The organism is Streptosporangium sp. DT93, from assembly GCF_049844535.1.
Taxonomy (GTDB): domain Bacteria; phylum Actinomycetota; class Actinomycetes; order Streptosporangiales; family Streptosporangiaceae; genus Streptosporangium.
The window spans coordinates 20,689-41,639 of record NZ_JBNCLF010000034.1 but is presented as its reverse complement, the minus strand read 5'-3'; the positions used below and the strand labels follow the sequence as shown (position 1 = coordinate 41,639).

The window sequence follows — 20,951 nt, the reverse complement described above, 5'->3', positions numbered from 1 at the left end:
GCCCAGGGGTGGTCGGGGGTGATGGCCGGCCGGTAGAGGGTGCCGAGCGGGGGCGCCAGGGCGGCGGCCCCCGGCCCCGCCCCCCGCGCCGGACTCCTCACCGGTGTCCCGCGCCGTGGATCAGCGGCGGGCGCCCGGCAGGGTGAGGCCGATGACCACCGGGTCGTGGTCGGAGGAGCGGAACGCGTCGGGCCGGTACAGGCCCGGCGGGTTGAACTCGGTGTTGTAGTCGGTGATCCGGCTCTCGTCGGCGTTGATGTGCCAGATCGTCGCGCTGGTCACCCGCCTGAGCAGGTCCCGGCCGACCAGGGCGTGGTCCAGCTCGCCGACCAGGCCGTCGAAGAGGTAGCTGTAGCGCAGCGGGGCCGGGACGAACCTCTTGGTCACGCTGGTCAGGCCGGCCTGCTCCAGGGTGTCGATCGGGTCCTCCGCGCCGTAGGCGTTGAGGTCGCCGAGCACCAGCGGGTTGGTCAGCTTCAGGGTGTCGATCAGGCCCAGCGTCGCCTGCGACTGGCGGACGCGCTCGCCGTTGTAGCAGCTCTGCCCGTCGCCCTGGTCGGCGTCGGGGCCGACGGCCTGCTCGTCACAGCCCTTGGACTTGAAGTGGTTGACCAGCACGGTGAACGACTCGCCGCCCTGGGCCCTGCGGAAGGTCTGGATCAGCGGGGGGCGCCGGAAGACCGGGTCGGTGGAGGAGCGCGCGGCCCCCACCGGCTGGACCCTGCCCGGCTTGTAGATCATCGCCACGTGGATCAGGTCGGTGCCGGGGTAGGGGTGGGCGAGCGCCGCGTAGGTGCCCGCGCCGACCTTGGCGTTGAGGGCGTCGACCAGCGCCTGCACCGCGGTCTGGCCGTTGTTCTGCACCTCCATGAGACCGACGACGTCGGCGTTCATGCCCTTGAGCGCGGCGACCAGCTTGGTGAGCTGGCGCTGCTGCTCGTCGGCGTTGCTCGCGCCGCGCGAGCCGAGGGTGGTGAACCAGTTGAGCGTGTTGAAGCTGGCCACCTTGACGTTGCCGATCACCGGGAACGGGGCGGGGAGGCGCAGGTTGAGCCGGAGGAAGTCGATCTTCTTGGTCGGCTGGAGGCGGTACTTGCCGAAGCCGTACCCCATCACGCCGGTGACGCCGAACGCGGTGTCGCCCAGGCGGACGGTGCGCGGGTCGGTGTAGGGGATGGCCGGCGGGTTCTCCACGCCGGAGCCGTCGTCCACGAGCAGGGTGCGCCGCGCGTTCTTGGCGGCGTCCACGCCCGGCCGGTCGGTCGGCTGGAACACGCGTCCCTCGGAGGCGACGGTGATCTCGCCGTAGCGGCCCAGGTTGTAGTGGTCGCTGAGGCTGAGCGGCTCGGGGAAGGTGACGAGCATGTTCTCGACGGGCTCGAAGGTCGCCCCCTCGGCGCGGGGCAGGCTCTGCTTGGCGGGCTTGATCGTGCCGGTGCCGCAGACGTCGACCGCGGTGACCGGTGAGAGCTCGGTCCAGCCGTTGAACTCCACGGCCCGGCCGGTGACCAGGACGCGGTCGCCGACCTTGACGTCCTTGAAGGAGTCGCGGGCGAAGGCGAACAGGCCCTCGGAGGTGGCGGGGTCGGCGTCCGGGGTCGGGTCCTGCAGGAAGAAGCCGCCGAGCTGGGTGCTCTGCTGGAGGTCGGCGGTCACGACGCCCTCGACGCGGACCGTCTGGCCCGCCAGCGGGCTCGTCTCACCGTTGCCCTGCACCTGGGCGATCCGGTGGGTCGCCGGGGTCTGGCACGGCTCCCCCGGCGGGGTCGGGGTCGGGGTGGGCGTGGGCTCCACCGTGGGGGTGGGCGTGGGGGTGGGCTCGACGGCGCCGCAGGGAGCGGCGGCGACGGCCCCGTTGCGCGGCGCGGGGGCCGCGGCCTCCACGTCGGCGCCGTTGTCGTCGGTGTCGGCGCAGCCGTGGTCCCTGCGCAGTCCCGCCAGGGTGGCCGAGAGCGCCGGGGCGGGGGTGCCCTCGGAGTAGGTGGCGGTGCCGTAGCCCACCAGGTCGGCGACCAGGGCCGTCTGCTCGGGCGCGCAGGGGGTCGAGCCGCCGTTGCACGCCAGGCCCTCGGCCGAGCGGACCAGGGCCACCTTGCCCGACGTCCCGCTCAGGTTGATCGTCCCGGTGCCGTCCGGCGCGGGCAGCGGGGAGCCGTTGGTGCCGCCGGCGAGCTGGAGGAGGTGGTACCGGCCGGGGTCGAGGGTGCCCGTCAGGGGGACGACCGGGTTGGCGCCGAAGTTTCCGGTGCCGGTGGCGCTGGCGTACTGGACGGACCAGCCGTCCAGGGAGACCGGCGCGGCCCCGCGGTTGAACAGTTCGACGTAGTCGTTGGCGAACGGCGCTCCGGCGTTGCCGCCACCGCCGTAGACCTGGCCGATGACGACGGTGCCCGGCGCCGCGAGGGCCGGGGCTGAGGTGAGGGCCGCGACGCCGGTGGCGGCGAGACCGGCGGCCGCGAGGGCGGCGAACGCCCGGGATAAAGCACGCATGACCCGGAGCGTAGAGGCCGGTGGATCAAAGGACACCGACTTGCACCTTGATAGGAGGTGAAATCATGGAATATTGACACTTCATGTCTATCCGGGTCCGCCAGATATGGCTTTCCTTGACCTGGAAATCACTTGCCCCGGCGCATGCGGGTATGACGTTCTCATGAGAGCCCTGGACGTGGGGTGGGTCACCTGCGCCGCCTCCCCCGAGTGCGCCGGTTCGGCGCGGCGCCCCTACGGGCGGTGCCTGGCCCACCTGGACGCCGCCGACCTCGACGAGGTCCTGGCGGACCTCTCCCCCGGCTCCGCGATCGACCTGCGGGCCACCTCCGTCGGCGCGCGCCTGCTGGAACGGATCGTCGCCGCGACCCGGGGCCGGCCGGGACGCGCCCGGTTCGACTGGGCCGTCTTCCCCGACGGCGCGCGCCTGGGCGATCTCGTGTTCCGCGGGGACGCCTCGTTCGACCACGCCCGCTTCCGGCACCTCGCCTCGTTCTTCGGCGTCCGGTTCGCCGGCAACGTCTCCTTCCGGGAGGCGCGGTTCGCCAGGGAGCTGTCCCTGCACGGCGCCGTCTTCGACGGGCACGCGGCCTTCGACGGGATGCGCGTCGGCGGGGACGCGCTGTTCGGCGGGGCGCTCTTCGGCCGGGACGCGTCCTTCGAGAACGCCGACTTCCAGGGGTTCGCCGCCTTCGACGGCGCCGCCTTCGCCGGGGACGCGAGCCTGCGGGGCTGCCGGTTCCGCCGCACCGTCTCCCTGCGCGGCACGCGTTTCGGCGGCCTGGCCGGGTTCGGCGGGGCGCGCTTCTTCGCGGGCGGCCACCTGGCGCCGGTCCTCGTCCGCCGCCACCTGAGCCTCGCCGGGGCGTGGGCGGGCAGGGACCTCGCCGTGACCGCGGGCGGGTGCCCGGTGGACCTGAGGGGGCTGGAGGTGTGCGGGCGGCTGACCGTACGGCTCGACGGCGCCGGGGCGGACCTGACCGGGGCCGTCCTGCGCGGCCCGGCCACGGTCAGGGGCCGGGCGGGCGCCCGGCTGGTCTCGCTGTGCGAGCTGGACGCCGGGGACCTGGAACTGGCCGACCTGGACCTGAGCGCCTGCCCCCTGACCGGGCTCCGCCACCCCGAGGGGCTCAGGCTGAGCGGCTGCGCGCTCCCCTCCGAGCGGCGCGACCGGGCGCGGGGGCGAGGATTCAGGGTCTTCTCAGGGTGGTCCCGGATGCTTCCCCCACGGAGCGGGACCAAGATGGTGCGGGCGGGGAACCGGGACGGGGATCACGTGTCCCGGACGCGGAACGGGCGAGTGGAGAGCACATGGCGGGCGCCGGGGTCATCGACGACTACGTGACCGGGCTGAACCGCGCCCTGCGGGGCCCCAGGAGCCTGAGGCTCGACATGGTCGCCGAGGCCCGCGACGGCCTGCTCGACACCGCCGAGGCGATGCAGGACGCCGGCCTGGAGCGCGAGGCGGCCGAGCGCGCCGCGGTCGAGGAGTTCGGGCCGATCCGCGAGATCGCGCCGGACTACCAGGAACGGCTCGGCGTCGCGGCGGGCCGCAGGCTGGCCGCCATGCTGTTCGTCGGCGTGCCGCTCACCACGCTCGTCTGGAGCATGATATGGAAGGTCTTCCCCACCGCCGGGACCGTGTACGAGAGCACGCCCGCCTGGTTCGTCCCGGTCGCCCGCGGCGTGGACATGCTGCAGCTGTTCATCGGCCTGATGGGCGGCGTCACGCTGCTCGTCCTCGGCCGGGGGCTGCGCAGGATCAGAAGGCCCCGGCTGGTCATCCGCTGCCTGGCGCTGTTCGTCTGGGGCGCGTTCCCGGTGATGGCCCTGCTGTGCGGGGCCCTGATGGTGGGCTCGGGGGGCTCGTTCGGCTTCGGCGACTACCCGCCGGGGATGGCGGCGTCGCTGGTGAGCTACGCGGCCTGGACCGCGCAACTCTACGGCGCCTTACGCTGCCTGACCGCCACCCGCCACACCCCCGCCGCCGCCTGAACGTTCACCGCGAGGAGCCTCGGCCGAACGGCTCGCGAGCGTCGCACGTCGAGGTTCCTGCCTGTCGTGGTTCCTCGTGGACATCCTGATCGTGGGCGGTAGCGGCCATCTGGGCGGGTGGCTCGTCCGGCTCGCGCGCGCCGGCGGGCACACCGTCACGGCCACCTACGCCACCCGCCGTCCCCCCGACGGCGACGGGGTCCAATGGCTGCCGGTCGACCTGCGGGTTCCCGGCCGGATCGCCGAGGCCGTCGACACCGTCCGGCCCGCTGTCGTGATCAACGCCTCGTCCGGAGGGGCCGACTGGGCGGTGACCGCCGACGGGGCCGCACGCGTCGCGGCCGCCGCCCGCGCACGTGGCCGCCGGTTGGTGCACGTCTCCAGCGACGCCGTCTTCTCCGGTACGAGCGTCCGCTACGACGAGGACAGCCTGCCGGATCCGATCACGCCCTACGGTGCCGCCAAGGCGGCGGCCGAGACGGCGGTCCGGGCACTGGACCCGTCGGCCGCCGTGGCCCGGACGTCCCTGATCATCGGTGACGGCGACTCCGCGCACGAGGAGCTCGTCCGCGCGCTGGCCACAGGACGACGCCGGGGCATGCTGTTCACCGACGACATCCGCTGCCCGGTGTACGCCGGGGACCTCGCGGCCGCCCTGCTGGAGGTGGCGGCCGGCGACCACACCGGGATCGTCCACCTCGCGGGCGCCGACGCGCTCAGCCGGCACGAGCTCGGCATGCTGATCGCCCGCCGCGACGGGTACGACCCGGGCGCCCTCCCCCACGGCCGCCGCGCGCGGACGGGTGCGGCCGCGCTGGACGTGCGCCTGGACGGCACCCGCACCCAGGAGCGCCTGAACACACGGCTTCGCGGGGCCCGTGAGTTCCTGCGCCCCGGGCGGTGACCGCCGACGGGGCCGCGCGCGTCGCGGCCGCCGTCCGCGCGCGTGGCCGCCGCCTGGTGCACCCGCGCGTTCCCGCGCCCTGACCGGTGACGAGCGAGCCCGACGGAAAGGGCGTCGAACGCGGCAGGGCACGGGAGCTCCGGGGCGCGGTTTCGCCGGGTTTGACGGTCTTGACCGATCGGATGTCAGCGCGGACACTGATGGGGCGCTGCCCCGCCTTGCCGCCTCACGGTGGTCGCGGACGGCGTGCTCCACGTGTCGGTGGTCTCCGAACCTCGTCCGGGAGTCCTGGGCCGACGAATGTTAACGCAAACATCCCCGTGTACGGGAAGGGGCCCGCATGACAGGCGGCAGATGGACGGCCGGGACGGCCGCGCTCGTGCTCGCGGGCTCCGCCCTGGTGGCGACGGCCGCTCCGGTGTACGCCGCGACGCTGCCGACCGGCGCCCGGTCGCTGGAGGCGGTCAACTACTCCGGCCACTACGTCCGGCACACCGGCGGGCTCGGCCGCCTCGACCCGGTGACCTCCGCCAGCCCGGCCCAGACCCGGCTGGACGCCACGTTCACCGTGGTCAACGGCCTGGCCTCGCCGTCGTGCTACTCCTTCCAGACCAAGGACGGCCTGTTCCTGCGGCACTACGACTGGCGGCTGCGCGTCGACGCCAACACCGGTGACGCGACCTTCCGCGCCGACGCCACGTTCTGCGCCGTGGACGGGTCGGTCGCCGGCTCGGCGTCCCTGGTCTCCTACAACTATCCGAGCCGGCGGATCAGGCACCGCGACTTCGGGCTCTGGCTGGACGCCTACCAGGACACCGCGGCGTTCCGCGCGGACAGCTCGTTCAGGATCGCCGCGCCGTGGGCGCCCAGGACGAGCCGCAACCCGGTGATCCCCGGCCTGTTCGCCGACCCGCACGTCATCGTCGCGAACGGCCGCTACCACCTGTACGCGACGACCGACGGCTACGCGGGCTGGGGCGGCACGTACTACAAGGCGTTCTCCTCGGCCGACATGGTCAACTGGACCGACCACGGCGTGGTCCTGGACCACGGCCCGGACGTGTCGTGGGCCGACGACTCGGCCTGGGCTCCGGCGGTCGCGGCGGCGGGCGGCAGGTACTACCTGTACTTCAGCGGCGGCGCGGCCTCGGGGAACACCGCCAAGCAGCTGGGGGTCGCGGTGTCCGACTCGCCCACGGGCCCGTTCCGGGACGCGCTCGGCCGCCCGCTGATCGCCGCCGGACGGTACTCCGGCCAGGCGATCGACCCGATGGTCTTCACCGACGACGACGGCCGCTCCTACCTGTACTGGGGGCAGGGCGCCGCTCGCGTCGTGCCGCTGAACGCCGACATGACCTCCTTCGATCCCGCGCAGGTGCGCGTGATCACCCCGTCGGGCTACAACGAGGCGCCGTTCGTGTTCAAGCGCAACGGGACCTACTACCTCATGTGGTCGGAGAACGACACCCGCAGCGAGGACTACCGGGTGGCGTACGCCACGGGGACCAGCCCGATGGGGCCGTGGACCAGACGTGGCGTCGTGCTGCAGAAGCGGCTGGAGGCCGGGATCAAGGGCACCGGCCACCACTCGGTCGTCCGGACCCCCGGCACCGACACGTGGTACGTCGTCTACCACCGGTTCGCCGTACCGGCGGGGAACGGCACCAACCGGGAGGTGGCCGTCGACCGGATGGAGTTCGACGCGAACGGCATGATCCGCTCGATCGTGCCCACCCTCTGAGCCGTTCCCCCGCGGGGCCCCGCGGGCGTCGGTGATCGGCACCACCACCGGCGGATCCGACCTCGCCCCGCCGCGGGTTCCCGCGGGCGTCACCCGGCGCGCTCCAGCCGGTCCAGGTGGTAGCGCACGCTCGCCATGGCCTGGCCGGGGTCGCGCACGCCGATCAGGATGTCGGAGGCCAGCCCCTCGATCATGGCGAGCAGCGCGATCGACTCGTGCCCGGCGTCCAGTTCGGGCCGTAGCTCGCCGGCCCGCTGGGCCTCGCCGATCAGTTCGGCGACCCGGTCGTGCAGCCAGTGGTAGCCCTCCCGCAGGGACTCCCCCAGGTGGGGGGTGTCCGCGGCACGGACGCCGAACGCCTGCAGGACGCGGCGTTCGGCCCGGCGGCCGGCGTCCAGGGGCAGCATCTCGGCGGCCATCACCTGCAGGAAGGCCCGCACGGAGGCCGTACCGCCGGGGCCTCCGGGCCCGCCGGGGCCGGTGAACTCGGCCATGATCCGTGCGGTCACCTGGTCGCCCGTGTGGGCTATCACGTGCCGGAGCAGCTCGTCCTTGCTGCGGAAGTAGTGCTGCACGGCCCCGAGCGAGATGCCCGCCTCGACGGCGATGTCGCGCAGCGTGGCGCGGTCGAGGCCGTGGCGGCCCGCGATGCTCAGCACGGCCTCGGTGATGTGCCGGCGCCGTTCGTCGTGGTCGACCTTCTTCGGCATGACTTCCCCTATCCCATACGTAGGTATTAAAATACACAGGTATGGCAACCGTCGCATTCTTCGCCCCCTCCGGTTCGGGGCACGTCAATCCCACGCTGGCCCTCGCCGCCGAGCTCGTACGGCGTGGTCACAGGGTCACCTACGCCACCACGGCGGCGTACGCCGAGCGCGTCGCCGAGACCGGCGCCGAGGTCGTCCCGGTCACCTCCACCTGGGAGGGGCGCGACGACATCGAGGTGCCGCAGATGCACGGCAGGGAGCTCGTCCGGGCCATGGGCCTGCTGCTCGACGAGACCAGGGCGATGCTCGCGCAACTGGAGGGGAGCGAGCGTCCCGATCTGGTGGTCCACGACGGGCCGCTGTGCTGGTGGGGCCGCATCCTGGCCGGCCGGTGGGGGGTCCGCGCGGTGGAGACCTGGCCGAACCTGGTCAGCAACGAGCACTGGTCGATGAGCACGAAGTACACGACGTTCAACCCGCTGAGCCCGCGCTTCCTGCTCATGGCCGTCCGGCTGAGCCGCTTCCTGCGGGCGGAGGGGTTCCGTGACCTGCAGGCGTTCATGCGGGGCGACGAGGCCGCGCTCAGGCTGGTGACGCTGCCGCGCGCCTTCCAGTACGCCGGGGAGACCTTCACCGACCGGTACGTCTTCACCGGGCCCGGCATCTCCGAGCGCGCCTACCAGGGCGGCTGGAAACCCTCCGGCGATCTCCCGGTGGTGCTGGTCTCGCTGGGCACCGGCTACAACGACCGGCCCGACTTCTACCGCACCGTGCTGCGCGCGGCCGCCGACCGGCCCTGGCAGGTCGTGCTGGCCGTGGGTGAGACGGACCGTGCGGCGCTGGGAGCGGTGCCGCCCAACGTGGAGGTGCACGGGCACGCGCCGCAGACGGCCGTGCTGCGGCACGCGAAGGCGTTCGTCACGCACGCCGGGATGGGCGGCACCATGGAGGGCCTGCACTTCGAGGTGCCGATGGTGGCGGTGCCGCAGATGGCCGAGCAGCGGGCCAACGCCGACCGCATCGCCGAGCTGGGTCTCGGCACGGTGCTGCCCCCGGGCGAGATCACTCCCGGGGCGCTGTGGCGGGCCGTGGAGGACGTGGCCGGTGACGAGCGCGTCCGCGAACGGCTGACGTGGATGCGGCGGGAGATGACCGACGCGGGCGGGGCCCCGGCGGCGGCCGACGCGGTGGAGGAGGTCCTCGCCCGCCGCTGACACGGCCCGGCGCACGCAGGGCACGCCGAGCACGCGGCGTACGCAGGGCGACCCCCGGCGGATGTCCGCCCGCCGACGGCGGCGCGTCCCCGTGACCCGCGATCAGGCGCGCGGCCCGAGGAACAGGCCTCCGCTCGCGTCGAGGACCTGACCGGTGATCCAGCGCGCGGCGTCGGAGGCGAGGAAGGCGACCACGTCGGCGACGTCGCCGGGCCCGCCCAGGCGGTCGAGCGCCGTCGTGCCGGCGATGAACTCGCTCAGGCCCGGCGTGTCGAAGACCGCTCCGTTGGTCGCCGTCCGGGTGGCGCCGGGAGCGACCGCGTTCACCGTGATCCCCCGGACCCCGAACTCGTTGGCCAGGGTCATGCTCATCGTCTCGATCGCGCCCTTCGTCATGGCGAAGGACGTCTGGGCGGGGTTGGCCATCCGGGTCGCCACGGACGAGATCGTGATGACGCGGCCACCGGCGCGCAGCAGTGGCGACGCCCGCTGGATGACGAAGTACGGCGCTCGCACGTTGACCGCGAAGAGGTGGTCGAACTCCGCCCGGGTCGTGACCCCGAGCGGGCCGGCGGGCGGCGCCGCCGCGTTGTTGACGAGGATGTCGAGCGGCCGCCCGGCCAGGCCGGCCTCGACCCCCGCGAAGAGCGTCTCGACGTCGCCGTCCACGCCCAGCTCCGCCCGCACGGCGAACGCGGTCCCACCGGCACGCCCGATCTCGTCGACCGTCGCCGTCGCACCCTCCTCGTCCGTGCCGTAGTGCACGATGACCGTCGCCCCCTTCGCCGCCAGCCGGGTCGCGATCGCCTGCCCGATGCCGCGCGACGCTCCGGTCACGAGGGCCGTCCTGCCGGTCAGATCACCCATGTCGACCACCTTTCCGTTAGTGACTACCAATCTGGTAGTCACTAACACGATGGTAGTGTCTATCACATGTCCGACCGGCAATCGACACTGAGGGCGCACCGACGGGCCGAGACCCAGCGCGCGATCCAGGCGCACGCGATACGGCTGTTCGTCGAGCACGGGTACGACGCCACGACCGTGGCCGACGTCGCCGAGGCCGCGGGGGTGTCGCCCATGACCGTGTACCGGCACTTCCCCACCAAGGAGGACCTCGTGCTGGTCGACCAGCACGGCCGGCTCGTCGCCGGGCGGATCGCCGCGTCCTCCGCCGCGCAGCCCCTGGTCCGCCGCATCGGCCGCGCGCTCGTCGACTCGGCCGCGACGCTGACCGGCGGCGGCCACGAGGACGAGTCGACGACGGGCAGGCGGTTCCTGCTCGCCCGCCTCCAGCTCATGATCTCGACCCCGGCCCTGCGGGCCAGGCACCTGGACAACCAGTACGCCCTTCAGCAGGCGATCGTCGACGCCCTGGGCGACGACGCCGCCGATCCCGACGCGGCGTTCCGCGCCCGGGCGACGGCCAGCGCCTGCCTGGCCGCCCTGCACACGGCACTGGTGAGCTGGGCCGAGGACGACGGCCGCAGCGAGCTCCCCGACCTGATCGCGAAGGCGCTCGCCGCCGCCTTCGGCGACGACATGATCGAACGGCCGCCGGACCTTCCGCGGGCCTGATCGAAAAACGATCCCCCGGGGGGGAGGGCGTCAGCGGGCCGGGCGGGGCTCCAGGACGCTGCCGATGGCGCCGGTGAACTCCCGCCAGGCCGAGCGCTCCCCCGCCAGGGCCGCGTGGCCCGCGGAGGTCAGCCGGTAGGTGCGCCGCTTGCGCCCGCCCACCGTGGCCCACTCGCCGGTGAGATATCCCGCCTGCTCCAGCCGCCGCAGCGCCGGATAGACCGTGCCGGTCGGCACGGTCAGCGCTCCCCCGCTCCGCGTCTGGAGCGCCTCGATGATCGCGTAGCCGTGCAGCGGCTCCTGCTCCAGCACGGAGAGCAGCAGGGCGTCCATGTGGCCGCGGAGCGCGTCGGTGTTCATGTCGTTCCCTCTTCCCGCCGGCCGGCCCCGGGGCCACCGGGCTCACCGGTCCGCCCGCTTCGATCACTCACCTGGTCAGCCTACCTCTCGTATAGACACTCTACATGTAGGCCATCTACATGTAGAGTGTCTATACGTAGACAGACATGACATTGGAGGTGAGATCGTGGACGTGCTCGACCTGGCCCGGACGCAGTTCGCCGTGACGGGGAGTCTTCATTTCCTGTTCGTCGTCCTGACACTGGGCCTGGCCCCCCTGATCGCGATCATGCACACTCGTTACGCCGTCACCGGCAAACAGATCCACGAGCGGGCGACCCGCTTCTGGGGCCAGATCTATGTGATCAACTACGCGCTCGGCATCCTCACCGGCCTCGTGATGGAGTTCCAGTTCGGCATGAACTGGAGCGGCCTGTCGCACTACGCCGGAGACGTCTTCGGCGCGCCGCTGGCGATCGAGACGCTCGGCGCGTTCTTCCTGGAGTCCACCTTCCTGGGCCTGTGGATCTTCGGCTGGCACCGGTTGCCCACCTGGCTGCACGTGGCGTGCATCTGGGTGGTGACGCTGACCGCCTACGCCTCCGCCCTGTGGATCATGATGGCCAACTCGTTCCTGCAGAACCCGGTGGGTGCCGTGGCGCGGGACGGGCACCTGGTGCTGACCGATCCCGGCGCGCTGCTCACCAACCCGGCCCTGACCATGGCGCTGCCGCACGTCCTGGGCGCGGGCCTGTGGACCGGCGGTTTCGTGGTGATGGGGGCCAGCGCGTACCAGCTGTTCCGGCGCACCCCCGAGCGGGAGTTCTTCACCGGCTCGCTCCGCACCGGGGTGATCGTCTCCCTGGCCGGGTCGCTGATCACGGTCGGTTTCGGCTACGCCCAGTTCGGCGCGATCGGCGAGATCCAGCCGGGCAAGTTCGACGGCGGAGGGCCGGCCGGGCTGGGCCTGGGCTTCATGATCCTCATCGGCCAGCTGCTCCAGCTTCTCGTCACGTTCGTACTGGCGCCGCTGGTGTACTGGCTGCCCCGCTGGCGCTGGGCGCAGCCGGTGCTGATGGCGATCACCCCGCTGCCCTTCGTCGCGGCGATCCTGGGCTGGCTGGCCAGGGAGAACGGCCGGCAACCCTGGATGATCAACGGCAGGCTGACCGTCGCCGACGCCATGTCCCCCGGGCTCACCCCCGCCATGGTCACCGGCTCGCTCGTCGCCTTCGCCGGGCTGCTCGGCCTGCTCGCGATCGTCGACTACGTGCTGATCGCCCGTACCGTGCGGCGCGGGCCCGCCGCCGTCACCCTGGGCGAGCCCGCCCCGGCCGACCCCCACGAGCGCGCGCACGCGCTCAGTCACTAGGAGGAGAGACCGTGGACATCCTGTGGCTCTGCGTGTTCGCCGTCCTGGTGGTCGGCTACTTCGCCCTGGAGGGCCCCGGCATCGGGACGGGCATGCTGCTCTTCGCGCCCGGCAGGACCCGGCGCGACCGCGACGAGATCGTCGCCGCCATGGCGCCGTTCGTCCTGGCGGGCGAGGTCTGGCTGGTCGCCGTGGCGGGCGTGCTGTTCGGCGCCTTCCCCGCGGCCGAGGGAGAGGTGCTGTTCGGCCTCTACCCGCTGGTGGTCTCCCTGCTGGTGTCGTGGATCATCCGCGACGCCGGGCTCTGGTTCCGGCGCCGCGCCGACGGGGGCGCGTGGCGCGAGGGCTGGAACGCGGCCGTCTGCGCGGGCTCCTGGGGGCTCGCCCTGAGCTGGGGCACGGCCCTGGTCGCGATGGCCCGCGGGCTGGACGCGCCGCTGATCGGCCTGCCCGGCCTGGCGGGCGGCCTGCTGGTGGCCGCCCTGCTCGCCTTCCACGGCCGGACGTTCCTGGCCTGGCGGCTGCCCGGCCGGGCGACCCGCGTCCGGCGCGGCGGGTGGGCGCTGGTGGCCTCCGGCGCCGCCGCCGCCGCGCCCGCCGCGGTGCTGCTGGCCGCGCTCGCCCCGTGGCTGCTGGACCGTACGGCCTCGGCCGGGGCGCTGGGTGTGTTGAGTGTCATCATCCTGCCCTTCGCGCCGGTCATGGTGGGTGCGCAAGTATGGACATGGCGGACGTTCGGTCCCGGACGGGCCGCCGATCGGGTTCCGTCGTTCTTCTGAGATCTTCTAAGGTCGACATGCACAAGGATCTGGTACGGCTGGCGCTGGGCGAGCGGGCGGTCCGCCTGCACCTGGTGGTCTGCCTGGCCGCCGCCGTCCTGGCCGGGCTGCTCGTCCTGCTCCAGGCCGAGCTGCTCGCCGGGGTGTTGTCCGGGCGCTTCGCGGCCTCCGCCCTGATCCTGCTGGCGCTGGTCGTCGGCGTCCGGGCGCTGCTCGTCCTGGCGCAGGGCGCCGCCGCCGGGCGGATGGTCACCGGCGTGAAGTCCGCCCTGCGGCACCGCCTGCTGGCGCGGCTGCAGGAGAGCGGCCCCGTCAGGCCCGCCTCCCAGCGCTCGGGGGAGCTGGTGACGCTGACCGGCCGCGGCCTGGACGCCCTCGACCCCTACCTGTCGGGGTACCTGCCGGCCGTGGCGGTCGCGGCTGTCGTGCCGGTGGCGGTGCTGGTGCGGCTGTTCGCCGCCGACCTGCCCAGCGCCCTGATCGTGCTGGTCACGCTCCCGCTCATCCCGATCTTCGGGGCGCTGGTCGGGATGCACACCAGGGCCGTCACCGAGCGCCAGTGGCGGGCCCTGTCGCGCCTGGGCGGGCACTTCCTGGACGTGGTCCGCGGCCTTCCCACGCTGCGCGCCTTCGGCAGGGCCCGCTACCAGGCCGAGGTGATCCAGCGGGTCGCCGACGCCCACCGGAGCGCGACGATGCGCACGCTCCGGGTGGCGTTCCTGTCCTCGCTGGTGCTGGAGCTGGCCGCGTCGCTCTCCCTGGCGCTCGTCGCGGTCCCGGTGGGCCTGCGGCTGCTGTCCGGCTCGCTGGACCTGTCGACCGCGCTGCTGGTGCTGCTGCTCGCGCCGGAGGCGTACCTGCCGCTGCGCATGATGGGGAGCCGGTTCCACGCCGCGATGGAGGGCGTCGCCGCGGCCGACGAGGCGTTCGCCGTCCTGGACGGGAAGACCGGGGCCGGGGCGGGGGCGTCCGGGATCGGTTCCGACGAGGCCGGTGGGACCGGTTCCGGCGCGTCCGGTTCCGGTGAGGCCGGTGACGGCGAGTCTGGTTCCGGTGAGGCCGGTTCCGGTGAGGCCGGTGACGGCGAGTCTGGTTCGGGTGGGTCGGGTTCCGGTGATGACCGCGAGGTCGGTGGGTCCGGCGGAACCGGCCGGGTCGCAGGAGTCGCGGGACGTGCTCCGGAGATCCGTCTGGAGCACGTCACGGTGCGCTATCCCGACCGGCGGGACGCGGCGCTGGAGGACGTCTCGCTGGTGATCGCGCCCGGCGAGCGGGTGGCGCTGGTGGGCGAGAGCGGGGCGGGCAAGAGCACCCTGCTGCATCTGCTGCTCGGCTTCGTCAGCCCGTCCGAGGGACGGGTGCTGGTGGACGGCGCCGAGATCGGCGACCTCGACGCCTGGCGCGCCAGGCTGGCCTTCGTGCCCCAGCGCCCGCACCTGTTCGCCACCTCCGTGGCCGAGAACATCGCGCTCGGTGCCCCCGGCGTGACGATCGACGAGATCAGGGAGGCGGCGCGGGCCGCGCAGGCCGAGGAGTTCGTCACGGCGCTGCCGCGGGGCTACGACACCGTGGTCGGCGAGCGCGGGGCGAACCTCTCCGCCGGGCAGCGGCAGCGGGTGGCCCTCGCCCGCGCGTTCTGCCGCCCCGGGGCCGGCCTGCTCCTGCTGGACGAGCCGACCGCGCGGCTGGACGGCCGCAGCGAGGGCGCGGTCGTGAGCGCGACCCGCGACCTGGCCGGGGGCCGTACCGCCGTGATCGTCGCCCACCGGCCCGCGATGATCGAGCTGGCCGACCGGGTGATCCGGATCGCCGACGGCCGGGTGGTCGCCACGGGGGAACCCGACGCGAAAGGCGCGGAGAGACCGGCGGCCGTGGTGCGCGCGGGAGGAGCCTCGTCATGATCGACCTCATGGGCGTCCCCGTGGGCAGGGCGGCGGGCCGGGCGGGCGGGCGGCCCCTGCTCGCGGCGGCGGCGGGCGCCGCGGCGGAGCTGGCCGGGCTGGGCCTGATCGCGTCCGCCGCCTGGCTGATCACCAGGGCCGCCGAGCAGCCGCCGCTGGCGGCGCTGAGCGTGGCCATCGTCGGGGTCAGGGCGTTCGCGACCACCAAGGGCGTCTTCCGCTACGGCGAACGCCTCGCCGGGCACGACGTGGCGCTGCGCGCCCAGGCCACCACCAGGGAACGGCTCTACCGGGCGCTCATCCCGGCGGGATCGGCGGACCGGCGGGGCGCCGACCTGCTCAGCCGGATGGTCGACGACACCGACGCCGTACAGGACCTGCTCGTCCGCTGCCTGCTCCCGGCCGCCGCGGCGCTGGTCACCGGCGTGGCCGCGGTGACGGTCGGGCTCTTCCTGCTCCCGGTCGCGGCGCTGGTGCTGCTGGCCGGGCTGCTGGTGGCCGGGGTGCTGATCCCGGCCGCGACGGCCGCCGCCGCGCGGCGCTGGGCGGCGCGGATCGCCCCGGCGCGGGCGGACCTCGCGGCCCGGGTCGCCGACCTGGTGCACGGCGCGGCCGACCTGGCCGCCTACGGGGCCGGGGGGCGGGCCCTGGCCGCCGCCGGAGAGGCCGACGCCCGGCTGGCCGGGCTGGAACGACGGCAGGCGAGGGCGAACGCCGCCGCCTCGGCTCTCGGCGTGCTGGTCCAGGGCCTGACCGTGGCGGCGGTCGTGCTGACCGCCCAGGGCGCGGGGGCCGGCTCCGTGACCATCGCGGTGCTCGCCCTGACCTCGCTGGTCTCCTTCGAGCCCGTGCTTCCGATGGCGGGGGCCGGGGAGCGGCTGACCGGGGTGCTCGCCGCCCTGCGCAGGCTGCGTGAGGTGGGCGCGGCCCCTCCGGCGGTGACCGAGCCGGACGCTCCGGCGAAGGTCCCCGCCGGACCGCCGACCGTCGAGGTGAGGGACCTGGTGGTCCGGCACGACGCGAGCCGCGCCCCCGCCCTGAACGGGGTCGATCTGACCCTCACCCCCGGCAGGAGGGTCGCCCTGGTAGGCCCCAGCGGCGCCGGCAAGAGCACCCTGCTGTCGGCCCTGATGCGCCTGGTCGAGCCCGCGTCGGGCACCATCCGGGTGAACGGGGTGGACGTCCGCGAGCTGGCCGGGGACGACGTCCGGCGGGTGATGACCGGGCTGACCCAGGACCCGTACGTGTTCCAGACGTCGGTGCGCGACAACCTGCGGCTGGCCGGGCCGGAGGCGGACGAGGCCGAGCTGCACGAGGCCCTGCGGCGGGCGCGCCTGGACGGGTGGGTGGAGCGGACCGGCTGGGACACCGTGCTCGGCGAGGACGGGCGGACGCTCTCCGGAGGCCAGCTCCAGCGGCTGGCCCTGGCCAGGGCGCTGCTGCACGATCCGCCGGTGCTGCTGCTGGACGAGCCGGCGGAGGCCCTGGACGAGACGGCGGCGGACGCCCTCATGGCCGACCTGCTGGACGCCACCCACGGCCGTACGACGCTGCTGGTCACCCACCGGCTGCGCGGGCTGGAGCCGATGGACGAGATCGTTGTGCTGGAGAACGGGACGGTGACGCAGCGGGGCACCCACGAGGAGCTGGTCTCCTCCCCCGGCTACTACCGCGATCTGTGGCGGTCGGAGGCGCTGACCGCCGGGAGGCACTGATCGCCGGGAGGCACTGATCGCCGGAGAACCGGGAGGGTCCGCGCGGAGGGGCCCACGCGGAAGGCGCCGCCGGGGTCGTGACGATCCCGGCGGCGCCCCGTACGCGCGGACCTTTACTCGGCGGTCTTCTCGGCGAGGGTCACGGTGGCCGTCTGCGCCTGCCCGTCCCGGACGTAGGCGATGGTCACCTGCTGTCCCGGCTTGAAACCGCGGACCGCGCCGACCACGGTGGCGGCCTCGTCCACGACCGTGTCGTCGATCTTGGTGATCAGGTCGCCCTGCTTGATGCCCGCCTTGTCGGCCGGGCTGCCCTGGGTGATCTGGCCGACCAGGGCACCGCCCGCGTCCCCGGTGGCGTCGGTCACGCTGACCCCGAGGAAGGCGTGGGAGACCGTACCGTCCGCGATCAGTTCCTGGGCGACCTGGTTGGCGGTGGTGATGGGGATGGCGAAGCCGACACCGATGCTGCCCTCGCCGCCGTTGGTGGCGATGGCGGTGTTGATGCCCACCACCTGCCCGGCGGCGTTGACCAGCGCGCCGCCCGAGTTGCCGGGGTTGATCGCCGCGTCGGTCTGGATGGCGCCACCGATGGTGGTGCTGCCGCCGCCCCCGCCCTGCACCTGGCCCGGCCCGCCCCAGCCCGGCGGGAGCTGCTGCCGTCCCTGCTCCCCGCCGACGGTCAGCGTGCGGTTCAGCGCGCTGACGATCCCGGCGGTCACCGAGCCGGACAGCCCCAGCGGGCTGCCGATGGCGAGGACGGAGTCGCCCACCTTGAGCCGGTCGCTGTCGCCGATCGAGGCCTTGGTGAGCCCGGAGACGCCCTCCGCCCTGATGACCGCGAGGTCGGTGGCCGGGTCGGTGCCGACGACCTTGGCGGTCGCGCTCTTGCCGTCACTGAACCTGACCGTCACCTGGTTTCCCTCGGCGCTCTGCCCCCCGGCCGCCACCACGTGGTTGTTGGTCAGGATCAGGCCGTCGGACGAGAGCACCACCCCGGACCCCTCACCCCCGCCCGCGGCGGTCTTGACCTCGATGGACACCACTGAGGGCTGGACGGCCTGGGCGATGTCGGCGACGGTCGTCGCGTTGCCGACCTGGCTGACGACCGGCGCCGAGGACGAGACCGTCACGACGGGCTCGTTCAGGGCCGTGGCGGCGAAGGCCCCTGCGACCCCACCCCCGACGGCCATGGCCGCCAGCGCGAGCCCGGCCCCCAGCTTCTGCCCCGCGCTCAGCCGGCCGCGCGGTGCCGGAACCGCGGCGGGCGTGCCGGGTGCGCCCCAGGCCCCGTACCCGCCGCCGCTCCCACCGCTTCCACCGGTTCCCCCGGGCGCCCCGGCACCGAGGCGCTCCGGCACCGGGTGGATCAGCGTCGGCTGCGGCGCGGTGTCGCCGGAACCGGTGCGGTAGGTCCCCGTACGCGGCGGTACCTTGCCGAACTGGGTCCAGCCGTCGTTCCCGGGGGTCGCCTCGGTCGATGCGGTCTGCTGCTCGTTCCTTGTCGGGTCCATGTCTTCCCCCACGTCCACATCCCCCCGGTTCCTCGGGGCGGAAACCGGTGTCCACCGGTTGATGAAAAGCATGCCCGGTAGCGTGTAAGACCTGGTTAAGCCCATGATCCGAGTGATCGCCTTCTCCTGACAACGGCTTTATCAGCCGTGCTCGGAGCCCCTGCCGAGGGCGGAGAATCCGCCTGGAAAATTCTTGGGGGACATGCCCGGGACCGGTGGCCGAGCCGGTCGGCACGGGCGTGGGCGGGCACGCGCGGCACGGGCACAAGCACGGGGGCGCCGGAGCCTGCCCTAGCATTCGGACCATGGCCGACGACACCGTCATCAACGAGCCGTCCCTGACCGCCGGCGAGGTCGAGATGCTGCTGTTCGCGCTCGACCGTTCCCGTGCCACGTTCGCCTGGAAGACCGGCGGCCTGGACGCCGGCGCCCTGAACCGGCCGCACCCGCCGAGCGCGATGACCCTGGCCGGGTTGATCAAGCACCTGACCCGGGTCGAGGAGGAGACGGCGGCCTGGCGCCTGTTCGGGGAGCGGCCCACCCCGCCCTGGGACACCGCCGGACACGGCTGGGAATGGAAATCCGCCGCCGACGACACGCCCGGCGAGCTCTACACCCGCTGGCGCGAGGCCGTCGCCCGCACCCGGGCCGCCGTGGCCAGGGTGCGGGCCGACGGCGGCCTCGACCGGCCCGCCGGGTTCACCGTCACCGAGGACGGCCGATCACCCAACGTGCGCCGCGTCCTGGTCGACCTCCACGACGAGTACGCCCGGCACGTCGGTCACGCGGACCTGTTCCGCGAGGCGATCGACGGCCTGGTGGGCGAGGACCCGCCCCAGCCGGTCTAGGGTCTGTTTCGAAGTTCGGTGTGTAGCGATGTATCGCGGTCGCCAAGCGAAGAGATCTCCGGTAGACGGCGGGCACGAAAGGACAGCCGGCTCGATCTCGACGCCCCGTACTTCATCCCCGCCCGCTTCCCAGGGCGCCGACGCCGGAGAGCAGCGGGACGACCACCATGAATCCGCAGGAACGGGGCGCGGAAGAAGTACAGCCTGCCGCCCAGGTCGTCACGGACCCACATCCGGTGCGGGACCGGGCCGGACGCCCGGCGGGCTACCACCCGGGCTCGATCTCGGCACCGTCGGACGTCACGTGGCGCGTCATCGGAGGCTTCAGGAGGTCCTGCGGGAAACCGGGCCCGACGGCGCTCGCCCGGTCGAGGGCGCCCAGCTCGTCCTCGGTGAAGGTCACCTCCAGGGCGGCCGGCCGGTGAGCCGGCGGCGGCGCCCGGCCCGCCGTTGTCGCGACCCTCGCCAACGCGTGGACGTCGATCCTCTACGGCGATCCCGCCCCCTGCCCGGATCCCGTACGGGACACGGCGGGCGCCCCTCGGTCGCGGCCCGACCAGGACCAGCCGAGCGATCGATGACGGGCCACGGCCACGCGGGCCGGGCCCACTGCCGCCGCCGGCCCTGATCGCGCCGGTGGCCGGGCTGCTGCCGGCACGGTCCCCGCTCCGCCGGGGCGCCGGGCCGGGTCGTGCGGCGGTCACCCCGGGGTGCAGCGGCCGCCGTTCAGCGTGAAGGCCAGGGGCGAGGGGTTGTCGCCCGAGTGCGTGCCGTTGAAGCCGATCGTCCTGGACCGGCCGGGCTGGATGGTCTTGTTCCAGGCCAGGTTGGTCGCGGTGACGGACGTGCCCGACTGGATCCAGGTGGCGGACCAGCCCGAGGCGAGACGCTGGGCGGTGAGGGGGAGGCCGAACTCCAGACGCCACCCGTCGATCGGGGTCGTGCCGGTGTTCTTCACGGTGACGTTCGCGGTGAAGCCGGTCCGCCGGCTCTTCGCCGCGTAGGTGACCGCGCAGGTCGTGGGCACCGGCGTCACCGTCGGCGTCGCGGTCGGCGAGGGGCGCCGGTAGGTGGCGGCGTTGGACGGCCGGCTCAGGACACCGGTCTCGCCGACCCCCACCACCTGGAAGGTGTAGGAGGCCTCGTCACCGATCTGCACCATGGTGCGCGGAAGCCGGCTGTATCCCGCGTAGCTCCACTCGGAGGAGGAGCGGCGGAAGACGTCGATGAGGTCCTGGGTCGTGCCCCCCGCGGTCGTCCAGGACAGCCCCACGTACTCCGGGGCGGGCCCGTTGTGGAGGCGCAGGTCGTAGGGGCTCGCCGGGGCCGCCGGCCCCGGGGACGGGCCCGGGATCGGCGGCTCGGCCATGGCCCTGTTCCGGGCCAGGAGGCTGGGCACGCTCCTGTTGCCGGTGGCGTCCACGGCGCGGACGTAGAACAGGTAGTCACGGCCGGGCGTGAGGCCGGACACCTCGGCGGTGACCTCGGTCGCCGAGGGTGTGATGCGCGCGGGAACGCGACCGAAGGAGGCGACCGTCGGATTGCCGTACGACCAGGCGTACACCTCGTACCCGACGACCGCGACGTCATCGGTCGACGCCGTCCAGGACAGGCCCGCCACACCGTTCAGATAGACGTTCCGTGGGGTGAGAGCCTCGGGCGTGCTGGGCGGTGTGGTGTCGGCGACGGTCACACCCGCCCGGACCGCGCCGGAGACCGCGCCCGAGACCGCGCCCGAGGCGGGTGCCGATCCGGCGCCGAGCACTGCCACCGCGGCGGCGGCCGCGCAGCATCCGAGCAGAAGTCCGCGCGAGGCGGCCCCACGGGGACGGGATAAGAGCATCGTCTGCCTCT

18 protein-coding genes are annotated in these 20,951 nt (G+C 73.7%); 11 read left to right on the top strand and 7 right to left on the bottom strand.

Annotation, left to right across the window (positions count from 1 at the left end):
• Window positions 1–120: 120 nt before the first annotated feature.
• Window positions 121–2,490: an ExeM/NucH family extracellular endonuclease gene (locus ACLQ2R_RS38595; protein WP_425966383.1), complete on the bottom strand. Its 2,370-nt coding sequence runs from the start codon at window positions 2,488–2,490 to the stop codon at window positions 121–123.
• 163 nt (window positions 2,491–2,653) lie between these two features.
• Here ACLQ2R_RS38595 and ACLQ2R_RS38590 point away from each other — a divergent pair, with 163 nt between their 5' ends.
• The 4 genes from ACLQ2R_RS38590 to ACLQ2R_RS38575 all read left to right on the top strand — a co-directional run bounded on the left by ACLQ2R_RS38590 (window position 2,654) and on the right by ACLQ2R_RS38575 (window position 7,130).
• Complete coding sequence (locus ACLQ2R_RS38590) at window positions 2,654–3,835, top strand: pentapeptide repeat-containing protein (RefSeq protein WP_425966382.1); 1,182 nt, start codon at window positions 2,654–2,656, stop codon at window positions 3,833–3,835.
• Window positions 3,802–4,485 carry a permease prefix domain 1-containing protein gene (locus ACLQ2R_RS38585; protein ID WP_425966381.1) on the top strand — a complete coding sequence of 228 codons (684 nt, stop codon included), beginning with the start codon at window positions 3,802–3,804 and terminating at the stop codon, window positions 4,483–4,485. The genes ACLQ2R_RS38590 and ACLQ2R_RS38585 overlap by 34 nt, the downstream gene beginning before the upstream one ends.
• A gap of 76 nt (window positions 4,486–4,561) precedes the next feature.
• Window positions 4,562–5,389 carry a sugar nucleotide-binding protein gene (locus ACLQ2R_RS38580; RefSeq protein ID WP_425966380.1) on the top strand — a complete coding sequence of 276 codons (828 nt, stop codon included), beginning with the start codon at window positions 4,562–4,564 and terminating at the stop codon, window positions 5,387–5,389.
• Window positions 5,390–5,729: 340 nt separating this feature from the next.
• A complete protein-coding gene (locus ACLQ2R_RS38575; RefSeq protein ID WP_425966379.1) occupies window positions 5,730–7,130 on the top strand; it encodes a family 43 glycosylhydrolase in 1,401 nt (466 codons plus the stop codon).
• Between the two features lie 89 nt (window positions 7,131–7,219).
• Here ACLQ2R_RS38575 and ACLQ2R_RS38570 read toward each other — a convergent pair whose 3' ends face one another.
• On the bottom strand, window positions 7,220–7,840 hold the full coding sequence (locus tag ACLQ2R_RS38570) for a TetR/AcrR family transcriptional regulator (protein WP_425966378.1): 621 nt from the start codon (window positions 7,838–7,840) through the stop codon (window positions 7,220–7,222).
• Window positions 7,841–7,881: 41 nt separating this feature from the next.
• On the opposite strand from ACLQ2R_RS38570, the gene ACLQ2R_RS38565 reads away from it, so the two are divergent.
• The gene (locus ACLQ2R_RS38565; RefSeq protein ID WP_425966377.1) at window positions 7,882–9,054 is read left to right on the top strand and encodes a macrolide family glycosyltransferase; all 1,173 of its coding nucleotides are present in this window, start codon (window positions 7,882–7,884) and stop codon (window positions 9,052–9,054) included.
• 102 nt (window positions 9,055–9,156) lie between these two features.
• Here ACLQ2R_RS38565 and ACLQ2R_RS38560 read toward each other — a convergent pair whose 3' ends face one another.
• Complete coding sequence (locus ACLQ2R_RS38560) at window positions 9,157–9,921, bottom strand: SDR family NAD(P)-dependent oxidoreductase (RefSeq protein WP_425966376.1); 765 nt, start codon at window positions 9,919–9,921, stop codon at window positions 9,157–9,159.
• 66 nt (window positions 9,922–9,987) lie between these two features.
• Here ACLQ2R_RS38560 and ACLQ2R_RS38555 point away from each other — a divergent pair, with 66 nt between their 5' ends.
• Window positions 9,988–10,632 carry a TetR/AcrR family transcriptional regulator gene (locus tag ACLQ2R_RS38555; protein WP_425966375.1) on the top strand — a complete coding sequence of 215 codons (645 nt, stop codon included), beginning with the start codon at window positions 9,988–9,990 and terminating at the stop codon, window positions 10,630–10,632.
• Between the two features lie 30 nt (window positions 10,633–10,662).
• Here the strand turns inward: ACLQ2R_RS38555 and ACLQ2R_RS38550 are convergent, their stop codons facing one another.
• Window positions 10,663–10,992 (bottom strand): PadR family transcriptional regulator, encoded by a 330-nt coding sequence (locus ACLQ2R_RS38550; RefSeq protein WP_425966374.1) that lies wholly within the window; start codon window positions 10,990–10,992, stop codon window positions 10,663–10,665.
• 166 nt (window positions 10,993–11,158) lie between these two features.
• Here ACLQ2R_RS38550 and ACLQ2R_RS38545 point away from each other — a divergent pair, with 166 nt between their 5' ends.
• Genes ACLQ2R_RS38545 through cydC form a run of 4 tightly spaced genes read left to right on the top strand, consistent with a single transcriptional unit; the run spans window position 11,159 to window position 16,738 of the window.
• Window positions 11,159–12,343, top strand: a complete 1,185-nt coding sequence (locus ACLQ2R_RS38545) for a cytochrome ubiquinol oxidase subunit I (RefSeq protein ID WP_425966373.1) — start codon at window positions 11,159–11,161, stop codon at window positions 12,341–12,343.
• 11 nt (window positions 12,344–12,354) lie between these two features.
• The gene (locus tag ACLQ2R_RS38540) at window positions 12,355–13,122 is read left to right on the top strand and encodes a cytochrome d ubiquinol oxidase subunit II (protein WP_425966372.1); all 768 of its coding nucleotides are present in this window, start codon (window positions 12,355–12,357) and stop codon (window positions 13,120–13,122) included.
• Window positions 13,123–13,139: 17 nt separating this feature from the next.
• Window positions 13,140–15,023: a thiol reductant ABC exporter subunit CydD gene (cydD, locus tag ACLQ2R_RS38535; protein WP_425966371.1), complete on the top strand. Its 1,884-nt coding sequence runs from the start codon at window positions 13,140–13,142 to the stop codon at window positions 15,021–15,023.
• Window positions 15,020–16,738 (top strand): thiol reductant ABC exporter subunit CydC, encoded by a 1,719-nt coding sequence (gene cydC, locus ACLQ2R_RS38530; RefSeq protein WP_425966370.1) that lies wholly within the window; start codon window positions 15,020–15,022, stop codon window positions 16,736–16,738. The genes cydD and cydC overlap by 4 nt, the downstream gene beginning before the upstream one ends.
• A 113-nt stretch (window positions 16,739–16,851) precedes the next feature.
• On the opposite strand, the gene ACLQ2R_RS38525 is transcribed toward cydC, so the two are convergent.
• Window positions 16,852–18,249: a S1C family serine protease gene (locus ACLQ2R_RS38525; protein WP_425966369.1), complete on the bottom strand. Its 1,398-nt coding sequence runs from the start codon at window positions 18,247–18,249 to the stop codon at window positions 16,852–16,854.
• A gap of 305 nt (window positions 18,250–18,554) precedes the next feature.
• On the opposite strand from ACLQ2R_RS38525, the gene ACLQ2R_RS38520 reads away from it, so the two are divergent.
• A complete protein-coding gene (locus ACLQ2R_RS38520; protein ID WP_425966368.1) occupies window positions 18,555–19,097 on the top strand; it encodes a DUF664 domain-containing protein in 543 nt (180 codons plus the stop codon).
• Between the two features lie 265 nt (window positions 19,098–19,362).
• Here the strand turns inward: ACLQ2R_RS38520 and ACLQ2R_RS38515 are convergent, their stop codons facing one another.
• Window positions 19,363–19,500 carry a hypothetical protein gene (locus ACLQ2R_RS38515; protein WP_425966367.1) on the bottom strand — a complete coding sequence of 46 codons (138 nt, stop codon included), beginning with the start codon at window positions 19,498–19,500 and terminating at the stop codon, window positions 19,363–19,365.
• Between the two features lie 297 nt (window positions 19,501–19,797).
• Window positions 19,798–20,868, bottom strand: a complete 1,071-nt coding sequence (locus ACLQ2R_RS38510; RefSeq protein ID WP_425966366.1) for a cellulose binding domain-containing protein — start codon at window positions 20,866–20,868, stop codon at window positions 19,798–19,800.
• Window positions 20,869–20,951 lie beyond the last annotated feature (83 nt).

Bases quoted from the DNA above. Each gene is read 5' to 3' on its own strand.
- ACLQ2R_RS38595 (WP_425966383.1), bottom strand. From the start codon at position 2,490: ATGCGTGCTTTATCCCGGGCGTTCGCCGCCCTCGCGGCCGCCGGTCTC.
- ACLQ2R_RS38590 (WP_425966382.1), top strand. From the start codon at position 2,654: ATGAGAGCCCTGGACGTGGGGTGGGTCACCTGCGCCGCCTCCCCCGAG.
- ACLQ2R_RS38585 (WP_425966381.1), top strand. From the start codon at position 3,802: ATGGCGGGCGCCGGGGTCATCGACGACTACGTGACCGGGCTGAACCGC.
- ACLQ2R_RS38575 (WP_425966379.1), top strand. From the start codon at position 5,730: ATGACAGGCGGCAGATGGACGGCCGGGACGGCCGCGCTCGTGCTCGCG.
- ACLQ2R_RS38570 (WP_425966378.1), bottom strand. From the start codon at position 7,840: ATGCCGAAGAAGGTCGACCACGACGAACGGCGCCGGCACATCACCGAG.
- ACLQ2R_RS38565 (WP_425966377.1), top strand. From the start codon at position 7,882: ATGGCAACCGTCGCATTCTTCGCCCCCTCCGGTTCGGGGCACGTCAAT.
- ACLQ2R_RS38560 (WP_425966376.1), bottom strand. From the start codon at position 9,921: ATGGGTGATCTGACCGGCAGGACGGCCCTCGTGACCGGAGCGTCGCGC.
- ACLQ2R_RS38555 (WP_425966375.1), top strand. From the start codon at position 9,988: ATGTCCGACCGGCAATCGACACTGAGGGCGCACCGACGGGCCGAGACC.
- ACLQ2R_RS38550 (WP_425966374.1), bottom strand. From the start codon at position 10,992: ATGAACACCGACGCGCTCCGCGGCCACATGGACGCCCTGCTGCTCTCC.
- cydD (WP_425966371.1), top strand. From the start codon at position 13,140: ATGCACAAGGATCTGGTACGGCTGGCGCTGGGCGAGCGGGCGGTCCGC.
- cydC (WP_425966370.1), top strand. From the start codon at position 15,020: ATGATCGACCTCATGGGCGTCCCCGTGGGCAGGGCGGCGGGCCGGGCG.
- ACLQ2R_RS38525 (WP_425966369.1), bottom strand. From the start codon at position 18,249: ATGGACCCGACAAGGAACGAGCAGCAGACCGCATCGACCGAGGCGACC.
- ACLQ2R_RS38520 (WP_425966368.1), top strand. From the start codon at position 18,555: ATGGCCGACGACACCGTCATCAACGAGCCGTCCCTGACCGCCGGCGAG.